A 15307-nucleotide genomic window follows, 5' to 3' on the forward strand; every position below is an offset into this window, starting at 1 on the left:
CTTACTTACGGAAATCAATCACCATACGGCCACGGATTTGGCCTTGTTCCATCTCTTTGAAGATAGCGTTGATATCTTCCAGCGGGCGAGAGGCGACTTTAGGAACCACTTTCCCTTCGGCTGCAAACTGGAAGGCTTCAGTCAGATCCTGACGTGTACCGACCAGCGATCCCACAACCTGAATACCGTCCAGCACCAGGCGCGGGATATCCAGGCTCATCGCTTCCGGCGGCAGGCCAACAGCCACCACGCGGCCACCGGCACGAACGGCATCAACCGCGGAGTTGAAAGCCGCTTTGGCGACAGCGGTAACCACTGCCGCATGTGCGCCACCGGTTTTTTCCTGCACCAGTTTTGCGGCATCCGGGCTACGGGAGTTGATGATTAAGTCTGCGCCCATGCTTTCAGCCAGTTTCAGCTGTTCATCATTGACGTCAAGCGCGATAACTTTGGCGTTAAAGACGTTTTTGGCATATTGCAGCGCCAGGTTGCCCAGGCCGCCCAGGCCGTAGATAGCGATCCACTGGCCCGGTTTGATGCCGGAAATTTTTACGGCTTTATAGGTGGTTACGCCCGCACAGGTGATGCTGCTGGCCGCTGCGGATTCCAGACCGTCAGGTACTTTAACGGAGTAGTCGGCGGTGACGATGCACTCTTCCGCCATACCGCCATCTGCGGTGTAACCGGCGTTAATCACTTCGCGACACAGGGTTTCATTACCGCTGTTACAGTATTCACAGTGCCCACATCCCTGGAAGAACCATGCGACGCTTGCGCGGTCGCCGGGTTTCAGCGAGGTCACACCCGGGCCGACTTCTTTCACAATCCCGATACCTTCGTGGCCCAGAATCACGCCGGTTTTGTCGCCAAAATCGCCATTTTTAACGTGGAGATCGGTGTGGCAAACGCCGCAGCATTCCATCTTCAGAAGCGCTTCACCATGTTTCAGCGGGCGCAGGGTACGTTCGGTGACATCAACCTGATGATCTTTTGTGACGACAGCAGCCTTCATGTATTTCTCCTTTTATGATGAATTTCTGCAGAGCAATCATGTGATTACTCCATAAGGATTAATGTTTTTCTGCTTCAGATGCAATAGCTCAGACACGTAATGTAATAATTCTTATTAAGAATTACCTATCCAGACCAAAATATTCCTTTAATACGCTTAATGAGTATTTGACCCGGTGAGAATAGCCTGGCAGGGGGGCTGCCAGGCGCGTGCTTACAGTTTAGATTGAATTACCGCAATTTCCTGGCGCCAGGCCTGTTGCAGCTGTGGCTTCTGATGTTTGGCTTTACGGGCGAGATCGGCGGCTAACCACGATTCCAGCGCAATGAGCCGTTCCAGCAGCGCGTCAGCATCGTCTGGCTGAGGTTGCGGTGTGTCAGCCTGAGGGCTTAGGGCACTCACTGAACCGTGCTTTTCCCTGATACGTGTAAACATCTCATCAGCATCATGCCATTCGCTGAGGTAGCCGTTTTCAACCAGCCAGAAACGATTGCAGCTGGCGGTAATCAGTTGTCTGTCATGACTGACCAATAATACTCCGCCCTCAAATTGCTGTAGCGTTTCTGCCAGCGCGATTTTCCCCTCGATATCCAGATGGTTCGTGGGCTCATCGAGCATTAACAGGTGGTAGCGGGCAAGGGTGAGCCCGACAAACAGTAGCCTTGCACGCTCGCCGCCGCTGAGCGTGTGCACCCGTTGCCCATGACGCAGCCACGGAAAACCCGCCTGTAATAACGCTTTTTTGCGTGTTTCCGGATCTGGCGCAAAGGCATCAAGTGCGTCAAACAGCGTGGCATTATCGGGCAACTGATGCAGAGTCTGGTCGTAATAGCCGACGGTCACGCGCGGATGCAGTTTTAGCGCATCGTTGCTGCTGCCAGATAATACGTGTTGCCAAAGGGTCCGTAACAGGGAGGATTTGCCACAACCGTTATGGCCGACGAGAGCAACTCTGTCACCGCTTTTCAGTCTCGCGGCCTGAATGTGGAACAGCGGCGGCAATCCGACGTCGGGAGAAATCGACAGATTCTCAACGTCCAGCAGTCGATTTGCCGCAAGCGCATCGCCCCGCAGCGTTAATGTCCAGGGGTTGCCGTCTGTCACTGTCGTCTGGTTTTCGCGAAGCCGGGCAACCTGTTTTTCCATCTGTTTGGCTTTTTGCGCCAGTCCCTCGTTATCGTAGACCCGGCCCCATGTCGCCAGCCGTTTAGCGCTTGCTGTTACCCGTTCTATCTCTTTTTGTTCCGCTTTACGCCGCAGAAAATCGCTTTCATCTTTAGCCGCCAGGGCAAGCCGGGCTTGACTACAGGGAAGGGCGAAGCAGTGCAGCGTTTTATCGCGCAAAATCCAGCTGCCATTGGTGACGGTATCGAGCAACTGTCGGTCATGCGAGACAAGGATAAAACTCCCGGCCCAGCGCAACAGAAATTGTTCGAGCCACAGCAGCGTGGACAGATCAAGATGGTTACTGGGTTCATCCAGCAGTAGTAAATCGGGTTGATGGATTAACGCGCGCGCCAGCATCAAACGTGTGTGTTGTCCGCCGCTCAGCGTAGCGCTGGTGAGTGTTGTTTCCTGCGCACTAAAGCCCATCTCCGCCAGCAAGCTTTCGCCGCGCCAGCGTTCAGCATCACGGGCGTGGGCGGGGAGCCCGGCAAGTACGGCTTCCAGCAGTGATAGGGTATAAACCGCTTCGGGAAGATGTTGCTCAACGCGAGCCATCAGGCAGCGATTGGCGATGGCCACATTGCCGGAGGCGGGTTGTAGTGTGCCATCCAGAACTTTCAGTAGCGTACTTTTGCCACTGCCGTTATCGCCAAGTAGCCCAATACGGTCACCCTGTTTCAGGGTAAAGGAAAGGCCGTCGAAAAGCGTAGCAAACGCCGTATCAACACGTAATGATTGTGCAGTGAGTAATGTACTCATTGTTGCTTACCCAAGAATTACAGGCGTAATAACGCCTCGTCAAACATCGCTGACGATAACCTGGTAAGCCCGAGGGAAGGGATTGCGGTGAGAGTCTTCGCTCAAGCCTCCGTTATCGCAGCACGATATCGGTAATGCTTGAGCTGGTGCGATCACCAAGTGTATGTGAAACATTAAAAATTTCACAGTACAGCATAATTAGCCTCCTTTTTTATTATCAGTATGAATGGGTGAAGGCAGTGTAGCGGGGATTATTACGATTTGCCATCAAGCAGGTTGAAAAAAGAACCATTAGTTACAACATACACTATGTTGCTTTCAATAACCGACCATTAACGTCGGTGCACATTCAACGCTTATCAGGAAAGGTGGGCCGAAGCCCACCAGAAGGATTAGATCGATGTCCGGCGGTAGCTGCGATATTCCGGCAGCCAGAAGTTTTCGTTGATGGCCTGCTGGAGCGCGTCGGCAGAGGTTTTCACCGCGACTCCCTGTTGCTGAGCCATTTTCCCGACCGCAAAAGCGATATCCCGTGATACCTGATGAATGTCTTTCAATTCTGGTAGCACCAGACCTTCGCCGGTATTGGCCAGCGGGGAGTGCTTCGCCAGCGTTTCACTGGCTGACATCAGCATTTCATCGGTAATACGTGTTGCGCCGGATGCAATAACGCCAAGCCCAATGCCGGGGAAGATATAGGAGTTATTGCACTGGGCAATCGGGTAAACCTTATCTTTCCATACTACCGGGCTGAACGGGCTGCCGGTGGCAACCAGCGCATTGCCTTCAGTCCAGGCGATAATATCCTGCGGGGTCGCCTCTACGCGTGAGGTCGGGTTCGAGAGCGGCATGACAATCGGGCGCGGGCAGTGTTTGTGCATCTCACGGATAATCTCTTCCGTAAACAGCCCCGTTTGCCCGGAAACGCCAATCAGAATATCCGGTTTCACATTACGGACCACGTCAAGCAATGACAGCACTTCGTTATTCGTATCCCAGGTTTGCAGGCTGCTGCGCTTTTGTACCAGTTTGGTCTGGAAGGAGAGCAGATTTGGCATCTGATCGGTCAGTAAGCCAAAACGGTCAACCATGAACACGCGCGCTCGCGCCTGTTCTTCGCTGAGGCCTTCACGCTGAAGTTGCGCAATGATTTGTTCGGCGATACCGCAACCGGCGGAACCGGCGCCCAGGAAGACAATTTTCTGATCGCTAAGCTGGCTTCCCGCTGCGCGGCTGGCGGCAATCAGCGTGCCGACGGTAACGGCGGCGGTGCCCTGAATATCGTCGTTAAAGGAGCAAATTTCATCGCGATAGCGGTTGAGCAGCGGCATGGCATTTTTCTGCGCAAAATCTTCAAATTGCAGCAACACGTTTGGCCAGCGCTGTTTCACGGCCTGAATGAAATCATCAACAAACTGATAATAGTCATCATCGGTAATACGCGGATTACGCCAACCCATGTACAGAGGATCGTTCAACAATTGTTGGTTGTTGGTACCGACATCCAGCACCACCGGCAGGGTATATGCCGGACTAATACCGCCACAGGCGGTATAGAGCGACAGCTTACCAATTGGAATGCCCATGCCGCCGATACCCTGGTCGCCAAGGCCGAGAATGCGCTCGCCGTCGGTGACAACAATCACTTTGATATTGTGGTTAGGGACGTTTTGCAGAATGTCATCCATGTTGTGACGATTCTGATAGGAGATAAACACCCCGCGTGAGCGACGATAGATCTCTGAGAAACGCTCGCAGGCCGCGCCGACAGTCGGGGTATAGATGACCGGCATCATTTCATCGAGATGGTTTTCTACCAAACGGTAGAAGAGCGTTTCATTGGTGTCCTGAATGTTGCGCAGGTAGATGTGTTTATCGATCTCCGTTTTGAACCCCTGATACTGGATCCAGGCGCGCTCTGCCTGCTCTTCAATCGTTTCAACCACTTCAGGCAGCAGGCCGAGCAGGTTGAAATTGCTGCGTTCTTCCTTGCTGAAGGCACTGCCTTTATTCAGCAACGGAAATTCCAACAGCACCGGGCCGGCATACGGGATATACAGAGAACGGTTCGTTTTACCTTGTGACATCGTATTACTCCATCGTCATCACGCCAGGCCATGGGAAGTCTGGCAGAAACTGCAGTGCCGGGGATTATAAAGCAACTGTTAACTATCGTGGGGCAAAATTGCCGGGAAGTTGAGGGCGGGTTGACGCTTCGTGCGGTGAGTGTCGCGTTCTGCTGAGATTCAACTAAGCTGAAACGTGTCTGTGACGTTGATCACTCATTGTGAGGTAAGACGATGAAAGTATTAGGTTATGCCGCTCAGAATCCCGCCGCGCCGCTCGCGCCCTTTACCTTTGACCGCCGCGAACCCAGGCCCGACGATGTGGTGATCGACATACTTTACTGTGGCGTCTGCCACTCTGACCTCCATCAGGCACGGGATGACTGGGGGTTTAGCCGTTATCCGATTGTCCCCGGACACGAAATTGTTGGCCGGGTAGTGGCTATCGGTGACAACGTCACAAAATTTAAACCGGGTGAGCTGGCGGCGATTGGCTGTATGGTCGATTCCTGCCGCGTTTGCCATCCCTGCCAGCAGGGCCTGGAGCAGTATTGCGAAGAAGGCAATATTCAGACCTACAATGGCATAGACCGCCACGATGGTTCGTTAACCCTGGGCGGTTACTCACAAACGATTGTTGCCAGTGAAGATTTTGTCCTTCATCTGCCGGAAAACATTGACCTGAAAGGCGCTGCGCCGCTGTTATGCGCCGGGATAACCACCTGGTCGCCGCTACGTCGCTGGAACATCAATGAGAACAGCAAAGTTGCCGTCATCGGTCTGGGCGGTCTGGGACATATGGCGCTGAAGTTAGCCAATGCGCTGGGGGCAGAAGTTACGCTCTTTACCCGTTCCTCCGGAAAAGAGGCGGATGCACGGCGGCTGGGCGCACATCATGTGGTGCTCTCCACGGATGATGCGCAAATGAAAGAGGTACAAAACCAGTTCGATCTGATCATCGATACGGTTCCCTATGCCCATGATATTAATGCCTACGTTCCCACCTTAACGCTGGATGGCACCCTGGTCTTCGTCGGCCTGTTGGGCAATATTGCTGATTTCTATACGGTTCCGCTGATTCTGGGGCGCCGCTCAGTAGCAGGTTCCTGTATTGGCGGTATCGCCGAAACGCAGGAGATGCTCGATTTTTGTGCTCAGCACGGTATTACCGCCGATGTTGAAGTGATCACAATAGATACGATCAATGAAGCGTTCGAGCGCATGCTCAAAAGCGATGTGAAATACCGCTTTGTTATCGATATGGCGTCGCTAACGCTTTGAAAAGATGTACTACACTTAGAAGTTCTGCAAGCAAAAAGGAGTGATATATGACGATTCATAAGAAAGGTCAGGCGCACTGGGAAGGCGATCTTAAACGTGGGAAAGGCACCGTCTCGACGGAGAGCGGCGTACTCGACCAACAACCCTACGGTTTCAATACGCGTTTTGAAGGTGCGAAGGGGACTAACCCGGAAGAACTGATTGCCGCTGCGCATTCGGCCTGCTTCTCTATGGCGCTTTCCTTGATGCTGACTGAGGCCGGACATGCCCCGACCTCGATTGATACCGTTGCCGATGTGTCGCTGGACAAAGTCGATGGCGGTTTCGCTATCACCAAAGTGGCGCTGCAAAGTAAGATTGTTTTGCCGGGTATCGATAGTGCGAAATTCGATGAAATCATTCAGAAAGCAAAAGCAGGCTGTCCGGTTTCCCAGGTGTTAAAAGCAGAAATTACACTAGATTATCAATTGGATAACTAACCTTCACAGGGCAGCGTCACGCTGCCCACACCTTGTTGTGACAATGTCACGTTAATTGCAATAATTATCTTAACTTATTCACCTTGCCTTCATATCGTTAGCCTGAGAAGGCATTTGTCATGGGCTTTATTCCCTTTAGAGTGAAATTCCTGCTGACTCTTAAGGAAAAACCGATGGCGACAGAATATCCTCTTACCGACAGTGAATTTCCTTTACTCAACCTGCGACGCGTAGCCGGACACATTGGTGCAGAAGTGCGTGATATTGCACTCTCAGCCGATCTTGATGACGCAACGTTTGAACAGCTGAACGCCGCACTGGTGAAATATAAGGTGCTGTTTTTCCGTCAACAGCCGCATCTTACCGATGACGCTCATCAGGCATTTGGTGCGCGTTTTGGTCGCATTGTGGCACATCCCACCGTGCCAGCACCGACCGGCACTCAGCTGTTTGAACTGGATGCCTCTAAAGGCGGAGGACGGGCAGACTCCTGGCACACGGATGTCACCTTCGTTGATGCTTTTCCAAAAATTTCTATTTTGCGCGGCGTGACGATCCCTGCGTATGGTGGCGATACCGTGTGGGCGAATACGGCGCGGGCCTATGAACAACTTCCGGATGAGCTTAAGCGGTTTGCGGCTTCACTGCGTGCGGTGCACAGTAATGATTATGACTACGGTGCAGAACGGGTGGTGGTTGAATCAACCCGCCTGAATCATCACAAAAATGTGTTTGTTTCATCCGTCTGGGAAGCTGAGCATCCCGTGGTGCATGTTCATCCGGTTAGCGGCGAAAAGTGCCTGCTCCTTGGGCATTTCTTCAAACGCCTGGTAGGATTCAGCAGCCGTGAGTCCGCCAGTCTGTTTGAGCTGCTGCAAAATCGGGTGATTCGCCTTGATAATACCGTTCGCTGGCAGTGGCAGCAGGATGATGTGGTTATCTGGGATAACCGCAGCACGCAACATTACGCGGTGAACGATTACGGCAGTCAACCGCGTGTGGTGCGTCGAGTTACGGTTGAAGGAGAAACGGCGGTGGGCGTCGATGGTACCCGCAGCCGAACGATTGCGCGCGGGCAAACCGATCCGCAGCAGGTTGCCGCAAACACGGATCCGCGCACGAAAGAGGCTGCGTCATAAGACGAGCGGGCAGGGATCTCTCCCTGCCTGCATTTATTTCGCGGTGGTATGCAGGATGAAAGGAATGGAATCACGCAGGGACGGATTCACCGTTCCGCTATGGTCAAGCCCCTCATAGAGATGAACCTCCGCTTGCGTACCGGCACGTTTCACCGCGTCGGCAAAACGGAGCTGCATCGCGGTTGGTACGTTGATGTCATTGCTGCCAATGCCGATAAATACCGGATGGGAAATTTTGAGCGTAGGGTAAAGCATACTGCCGATACTGCTGCTCAACAGCGATTCTACCGCAGGTTTCAGCGTCGTGGCGGCGTTCAGATTCGCCTCCATCGTCTGCTGTGTAAGCGGGTTAATACAAAGCTTTTGGGCTTTTTCCAGATACGCCAGAGCGGTATCCTGGAAATAGTCGGTCGCATTAAGTTTGCCATTAATGTCGGCAGCAGAAAGATAGATATAGAAAATATACGGTATTTTGGGATCACCCTTGGCCTGCGTCGCGCCATTTACGGGTGGCAAAAAATCGGCAGCCGTGGTGTTTTTGTCAAAATAAGGGGTACCCGTCAGGACCGTCGCGCGGATATTCAGTTCTGGCGCATACTGCGGCTGATAACCTGCTGTCGCAAACGCAGCGTGCGCGCCCTGAGATTGACCTACCAGAATTAACTCATTACGTAGCGGGTACGTTTTCATCGCCGCCCGTACGCCATCCAGAATACTCCAGGCTTCTCCACGCGCATTAAGATAGTGATGCAAGCCAGCAGAGCCTAAACCTGCATAGTCTGGCGCCACCACGGCGTAACCGAGCGAAAGCCAGGTATTCAGATACTGTTTATCCCGATCGGTACGGACGTTGAGTGAAGGCGCACAGTCATTTGCCACACCCACGGTACCGTGCGCCCAAACGACAACAGGCCAACCGCCTTCCGGGGTTTTGCCATAGGGGAGAAAGACAGCGGCGGTATCTTGCCGCGAGGTTTTGCCGTCAACGCCGCTGACTGAAGCGTAGTGAATCAAATATTGTTGTGCGGCTTCATTAAGGCCATTTTCTTTCGCCAGCACACGCGTTGTTTCAAGGTTATCAGCGGCCAACGCCGTGACTGGTGACAGCGCCAGTAAAAATAACGCGGACGTCGTTGTCAGGATGCGTTTTGATTTCAGGTAGTGCATGGTTTTTCATTCCTTATATACGATGCCCCCAGTGTAGTGGAACTGGCCTGAACGGGAACCTAACTGGTAACGTTAATCAGAAAAGCCTGATTTCTTTAATAATAAAAATAAAATTGGCAAGGCTATTAAAAATGTCACTGGAGTGACTATTCTCATTGTAAGCATTGATTAATTGTGTGGTGTCTTTTTGATAACGGATTAAAAATTGATTGTTGTCAATGTGATAATGAGACCAGGCAGGCAACCTCAAGTAACAAGTATCGGTAAAAACGGGCAGGAGGCTATATGCAATATTTATTGTTGTTTATCCTGGTGAGTATCGGTTCTGTTTCTTATTACAACGGCTCAGTCCTGGGCGTGAAATCAGGCGTACTCTCTCTCGTCTGTATGATACTAATGGCTTACGGAATATACGTTTTTACAGACTGGCTGACGCAAGGGCATGATCTGGTCACTGGCATCTATATGATGTTGTCACCGGCTGCGGGCCTGATAATGACGATAATGATGAAATCGGTAAAAGCCGCATAGCCACGACACATCCCGCAGTAATGTGGGGTGTGTCTCTTTTCAGTTTTGTCACGTCTCCAGCGCTTTATCCCCCATTCGATACGGGTTATCACCTTATGCTTCTTTATGGCTTGAACATCTTCAATTAATACGCGGCTATCAAGATAAAAAGAACACATGTCATAAATTGAGCTTAACTTAAGATTATTCAATAAGGGCTGACAGTCGGGTTACCGCTCCGTTTTACTAAAAGGTCGATAAATCATGGAAACATATCTGCAAAAAATGAAGGATGAGTGGGCGCAACTCATCGGTGATACCGACCCGCAGGTGCGTCTCCTCGCCGCCGAGATTGCCGGAGAACATGCGAAAGTACTGAGTCAGGAATTCTATAGCGTTGTCCTTTCTGACTCTCAGGCCGCGGATTTTCTGACGAATGATCAAGTTGAAAGGCAGCTAAAAACTGCGTTACAGCAGTGGATTATCGATGTGCTTTCCTGCCAGGTCGAAGGAGTCGAACAACAGATTCAGGTCCAGCAACGCGTAGCGGACGTGCATGCCCGCATTGGTATTCCTGTCGATTTAGTCGAGATGGGATTTAGAGTCCTGAAGAAATTATTGTTTCCGGTTATTGGCGCCAGCCAGCACTCGGCCGACCTGAAATTAGGTATCTACCACTTTGCGATAAACAGTATCGATCTTGCTATGGAGGTCATGTCTCGCGCCTTTATTTTCAGTGAAAACAGCGCGGCGAAAGAGGATGAAAACTATCGCATCTTTTCGCTGATGGAAAACGCGGAAGAGGAAAAGGAACGGCAGATCGCCTCTTTGCTCAGTTGGGAAATGGACCTTATCTACAAAGTGATGCTTGATTCAGGGCCCGGCAACAGTCTGCCGTTGGGGCAGTCTGATTTTGGACTTTGGTTCAATCATAAAGGTCGCCACTATTTCAGCGGCATTGCAGAAGCAGGCCATATATCACGGCTGATTATCGAGTTTGATGATGCATTCCGCGCTGTCCGCCACTCACCGCAGGGGATGAACACGCGGCAGCAACGCGTTAACTTTATCCTGCAAACCCGCAATACGCTTTCACAAATCGCCACCCTGTTACGCGAACTCTTTGAAGAGGTGTCGCGCCATGAAGTGGGAATGGATGTGTTGACACGCTTGCTGAACAGACGTTTCTTACCGACCATTTTTAAACGCGAAATTGCCCATGCGGGCCGTGCCGGAACGCCGATGTCGGTTCTGTTGATCGATGTTGATAAGTTCAAGCAAATCAATGATACCTGGGGGCATAACACGGGCGACGAAATCCTGCGTAAAGTCGCTGGTGCCTTTTACGAACACGTTCGTACCAGCGATTTTGTGTTCCGCTATGGTGGCGATGAATTCCTGATTATTCTTACGGAAGCCAACGAGGCGGACACGCTGCGGATTGCCGAGCGGGTGCGTTCACGCGTTGAAAAAATCAAAGTCTCTGCACCCAATGGGGAAACTATCTCACTTTCGCTTTCCATTGGCGCGGCGATGTTTAGCGGGCACCCTGATTATGAACGCCTTATTCAGCTTGCCGACGAGGCGCTATATGGCGCGAAACGCAGAGGCCGCAACTGTGTTGAGCTGTGGAAAGCATCATGCTAAGCCACTTTCGGCAGTATCTGCCCTGGTGGAACATCGCTGAAACCCTTGATTCCCACCGGGGTGATATTCTTTTTTCAGCGCTTGAACAAAATATGATGGGCTCGGTTCTCATTGACGCCGACGATACCATCATGTTTTTCAATCGTGCAGCGGAGCAGCTGTGGGGATACCGCCGTGAAGAAGTATTGGGGCAAAATGTTTCTTTATTGATACCTCATGCGCTTCGTGCAGCCCATCCGGATTACATCCAGCACCATCGCGAAGGGGCGCAATCAAAAGTGGTGGGGATGAGTCGGGAGCTGCAGCTGGAGCGTAAGGATGGCAGTAAAATCTGGACTCGTTTTGCACTCTCGCGCGTCGATATTTCTGGCAAAATCTGCTACCTCGCGCTGGTGCGCGATGCTACCCGGGAAATGGCGCAGAAAGAACAAACACGGTTGCTGCTCCTGGCGGTTGACCATATCACCAAACCGGTGATCGTACTGGATAATCAGCGGAGAATTGTACAAGGGAATCAGGCTTTTACCGAAATGTCTGGCATGAAAATTGACGATATGGTTGGGCTGCGGCCGGATAATGTCCTGCGGCTCCCCGATGCATTACCGGAGCATCGTGAGCGTATTCAGCGATTGTTGGCAAAAAGCCACCGTGACCAGGACGAATTCATGCTGCTGGCATGTTCTGGTACATCCGTCTGGTTTAAGGCGACGATTAACCCGGTCTTTAATGAAAATGGTGAGTTGCAGAATTTGGTGATGACCTTTGTGGATGTCACCGAAGATCGCAAGATACGTGAGCTGGAACGTACATTATTGACGGCCATCTCGCGCAATCCGCCGTTTCAGGATATGGGTGATATTTTATGTCGCAGCATTGAGGCGGTTTTTCCTGGTTCACATGTGGAATTGACGCTGGAAGAAGAGGGCATTTGGGCGGCCACGCCGGATACCTTTGGTGGGCAGAGCGCGATTCAACGGATCGTATCTATTCGCCGTCGTGATAGAAGTAAAGCTGGCACATTGTCTATCCGCACCGTGGCGGGTCGGGAAAGCCGCGCCTTTATCGATCGTGTCGCCGATATCAGCCAACACCTGGCCGCCGTGGCGATAGAACAAGAGCATAGCCGCCGCCAGATCGCGCAACTGGTTCAGTTCGATCCGCTTACGGGGCTGCCAAACCGCAGTCAGTTACAGGATTATCTCGATCAGCGCCTGACCGGCGATGATACGGCTGCGCCGGTAATTTTCCTGATGACGGTGGATCACTTCCAGGATGTCATTGATGCCCATGGTTATGCAACGGCGGACCAGGTGTTACTGACGGTGGCAAATCGTCTGCGTGATACGCTACGGCCTGGCCAATATCTGTGTAAGACGGAAGGCCCGCAGTTTGTCCTTATTGACGATGAAAATGATGTCAGCAATTTGTCACGCGTTTCTGAGGATCTGGAAAACAGCGTTCACGAACCGTTCACCCTCGATCAGCACACTTTTTCGCCGACGCTCAGTATTGGCATTAGTTACGAAGCGGGTAAAAATCTCGACTGGCTTCTCTCAACTGCCAGCAGCGCAATGGATCACATCCGACGCTCGGGAGGCAATGGCTGGCAATTCTTTAGCCCCGAATTAAATCGGGCAGTGACCGAACGCATGCTGCTGGGCGCAGCGTTAAAACGAGCGGTAAGTGACAATCATCTCAGGCTGGTCTACCAGCCCCAAATCAATATTGCTACTGGAGAGTTGTACGGTTTTGAAGCGCTGGCACGCTGGCGCGATCCTGAACATGGCGACGTTCCGCCTTCCCGATTCATTCCTTTAGCGGAAGAGGTGGGCGAAATTGAAAACATTGGCCGTTGGGTGATTCGCGAAGCCTGTCGGCAACTGGCGCAATGGCGTTCACAGGCGCTTCGTGTGCCTGCGCTTTCGGTTAATTTATCGGCGCTTCATTTTCACAGCAGCGCGTTATTTACTCAGGTTACCGATGCGATGACGGAGTTTTCTATTGTCGGTAATGAACTTACGCTGGAAATCACCGAAAGTATGATGATGGACCCTGATGAGGCGCTACTTAAACGCATTAAAATGCTGCGAGAAGCAGGGGTTGGTTTATCGATTGATGATTTTGGTACTGGCTTCTCCGGTCTTTCACGTTTGGTTACACTTCCGGTGACGGAAATAAAAATAGATAAAAGCTTTGTCGATGGTTGTTTAACCGATACCCGCAGCCGATCGTTGTTGGAAGTCATCACTCGTATTGGGCAGAGTTTTAATATGGTAGTGGTCGCGGAAGGTGTCGAAACACAGGAACAACTGCAATTATTACGTGCTATTGGCTGCCCGGTGGTACAGGGTTACTATTTTTCCAGACCGTTAAAACCTGAGGATATTCCGAGTTGGTATCAGTCAGATTATCAACGCATTATCACTAATTTGTGATAGGGAACGATTTTGTTAAAAAATAAAATAACTTAGAACCTTGTCTTTTCAATGTTTACTATACTAAAACTCTATTTCAGGTGCTAAGTCATTTTCGCACAAGAATTTAGCCGTTATTTTAGTGTGGGTTAACTTATTGGTATTGTATAAAAACACGAACTTAATATAACTTCCTGGAATAATTCTTTAAAGGAGTAGGTGAATTGAGCTCTTCACTGCACTTTGCAAGAATAATATCGTGCTTTTTACTCGCAACGGCTAATATTCTGGCCCCGGCGTATTCCGCGCCTTTACCCGGCTGGGCAAAGGCGCCCGTGGTGCAGAAGAGAGAGAGAATGACGCTGAAGGAGTGTATTCTCCACGCCTTCGGACAAAGCCCTGAGATAGCCCAGCAGGCAGAAAAAACCGGTATTGGTCAGGCGCAAATTGATGAAGCGAAAAGCGCCTGGCATCCTAAGATCGGTCTTAGCGGTAACGCGGGCCCCTCGCGGCAATACGATTCCAGTGGCCATCTTGATAACGCCGTTTCATACGGCATTACTATCACTCAGCTGGTTTATGATTTTGGTAAAACAAACAATGATATAAAGCTGCAAACGGCGGCGCGTGACAGTGAACGTTTTAAACTGATGGAAACGATGACCGACGTGGCGGAAAAAACCGCGGCCACGTATATGGAGGTTAATCGTTATCAGGCGCTCATCGAGGCTGCCGATCAAAATATCCTCTCTCTTGAAAGCGTCAGAAAGATGGCGCAACTGCGTGCCAATGCCGGGCTGAACTCCTCGTCTGATGAACTTCAGGCCAGCACGCGCATTGCCAGCATTCGTTCCGCCCGCGAACAATATCTTGCGCAACTGCACAGCGCGCTTGCTCAGTTGTCGGTATTAACTGGCGTACAACCGGCAGCGCTAGCGCCGCCACCCGCAGAGCTCGCCAGCCAGCCAGTCGAACTCAGTCATATTGATTACAAAACGATTCCTGCCGTACTGAGCGCAGAAAACCTGAGTCAGTCTGCGTCCTATGGGGTAGAAAAAACAAAGTCACAATACTGGCCGACGGTCAGTATCCAGGGCGCCAAAACGCGCTATGAGACCAGCGACCGCTCTTACTGGAACGATCAACTACAGTTAAATGTGGACGCCCCGTTATATCAGGGCGGATCCGTATCGGCGCAGGTCGCACAGGCAGAGGGGCAAAAACGCATTGCGGCTTCTCAGGTTGAGCAGACCAAGCTCGATATCCTGCAACGTGCCTCCGTGGCGTACGCTAACTGGAACGGTGCGCGCGGGCGAGAGGAAGCCGGAAATGCACAGTCGCAAAGCGCACAGCAATCTCGGGAAGTCTATAAAAAAGAGTATCAATTAGGTAACCGCAGTCTGAATGATTTATTAAGCGTGGAGCAGGATGTTTTCCAGGCGCAATCAGCAGAAATCAATGCCAACTATGATGGCTGGGTCGCCGCTGTGAATTATGCGGCGGCCGTCAATAACTTGATTCCGCTTGCAGGCATAAAGGAAGCGTTACAAAACGATCTGCCCGATCTGAAGTAATGGGCAGTTGTTGCACTCCTGGAGCGAAAAAAAAGTGTGTTTTTCGCTTGTAATGTCATGTGCGCTGGCTCCGAAAAGCTAACGCCAGAATG

The 15307-nt window shown here is 51.4% G+C and carries 11 protein-coding genes; 7 read left to right on the forward strand and 4 right to left on the reverse strand.

Annotated features, from left to right (window positions below; genetic code table 11):
• Position 1: 1 nt before the first annotated feature.
• The 3 genes from adhP to ACWWFX_RS12770 form a co-directional block, all read right to left on the reverse strand.
• On the reverse strand, positions 2 to 1012 hold the full coding sequence (gene adhP, locus ACWWFX_RS12760; RefSeq protein WP_231827227.1) for an alcohol dehydrogenase AdhP: 1011 nt from the start codon (positions 1010 to 1012) through the stop codon (positions 2 to 4).
• A 213-nt stretch (positions 1013 to 1225) separates the two neighbouring features.
• Positions 1226 to 2938 carry an ABC-F family ATP-binding cassette domain-containing protein gene (locus tag ACWWFX_RS12765; RefSeq protein WP_473223952.1) on the reverse strand — a complete coding sequence of 571 codons (1713 nt, stop codon included), beginning with the start codon at positions 2936 to 2938 and terminating at the stop codon, positions 1226 to 1228.
• A gap of 392 nt (positions 2939 to 3330) precedes the next feature.
• Entirely contained in the window at positions 3331 to 5025 is a 1695-nt protein-coding gene (locus ACWWFX_RS12770) for an NAD-dependent malic enzyme (protein WP_473223953.1), read from the reverse strand.
• Between the two features lie 213 nt (positions 5026 to 5238).
• On the opposite strand from ACWWFX_RS12770, the gene ACWWFX_RS12775 reads away from it, so the two are divergent.
• The 3 genes from ACWWFX_RS12775 (at position 5239) to ACWWFX_RS12785 (ending at position 7903) form a co-directional block, all read left to right on the forward strand.
• On the forward strand, positions 5239 to 6285 hold the full coding sequence (locus ACWWFX_RS12775; RefSeq protein WP_473223954.1) for an NAD(P)-dependent alcohol dehydrogenase: 1047 nt from the start codon (positions 5239 to 5241) through the stop codon (positions 6283 to 6285).
• Between the two features lie 47 nt (positions 6286 to 6332).
• The gene (locus ACWWFX_RS12780) at positions 6333 to 6764 is read left to right on the forward strand and encodes an OsmC family protein (RefSeq protein ID WP_015964375.1); all 432 of its coding nucleotides are present in this window, start codon (positions 6333 to 6335) and stop codon (positions 6762 to 6764) included.
• 173 nt (positions 6765 to 6937) lie between these two features.
• Complete coding sequence (locus tag ACWWFX_RS12785; protein ID WP_456145569.1) at positions 6938 to 7903, forward strand: TauD/TfdA dioxygenase family protein; 966 nt, start codon at positions 6938 to 6940, stop codon at positions 7901 to 7903.
• A gap of 33 nt (positions 7904 to 7936) precedes the next feature.
• Here ACWWFX_RS12785 and ACWWFX_RS12790 read toward each other — a convergent pair whose 3' ends face one another.
• A complete protein-coding gene (locus ACWWFX_RS12790) occupies positions 7937 to 9070 on the reverse strand; it encodes an alpha/beta hydrolase (protein WP_473223955.1) in 1134 nt (377 codons plus the stop codon).
• Positions 9071 to 9355: 285 nt separating this feature from the next.
• Between ACWWFX_RS12790 and ACWWFX_RS12795 the strand changes: the two genes are divergently transcribed.
• The 4 genes from ACWWFX_RS12795 to ACWWFX_RS12810 all read left to right on the forward strand — a co-directional run bounded on the left by ACWWFX_RS12795 (position 9356) and on the right by ACWWFX_RS12810 (position 15215).
• A complete protein-coding gene (locus ACWWFX_RS12795; RefSeq protein WP_253899185.1) occupies positions 9356 to 9601 on the forward strand; it encodes a DUF2545 family protein in 246 nt (81 codons plus the stop codon).
• Positions 9602 to 9844: 243 nt separating this feature from the next.
• Positions 9845 to 11227 (forward strand): diguanylate cyclase, encoded by a 1383-nt coding sequence (locus ACWWFX_RS12800; RefSeq protein WP_276223815.1) that lies wholly within the window; start codon positions 9845 to 9847, stop codon positions 11225 to 11227.
• Entirely contained in the window at positions 11221 to 13662 is a 2442-nt protein-coding gene (gene dosP / locus ACWWFX_RS12805; protein WP_473223956.1) for an oxygen-sensing cyclic-di-GMP phosphodiesterase DosP, read from the forward strand. The genes ACWWFX_RS12800 and dosP overlap by 7 nt, the downstream gene beginning before the upstream one ends.
• Before the next feature lie 335 nt (positions 13663 to 13997).
• Entirely contained in the window at positions 13998 to 15215 is a 1218-nt protein-coding gene (locus ACWWFX_RS12810; RefSeq protein WP_473223957.1) for a TolC family outer membrane protein, read from the forward strand.
• Positions 15216 to 15307 lie beyond the last annotated feature (92 nt).

The organism is Pseudocitrobacter sp. 2023LY-00077, assembly GCF_055796175.1.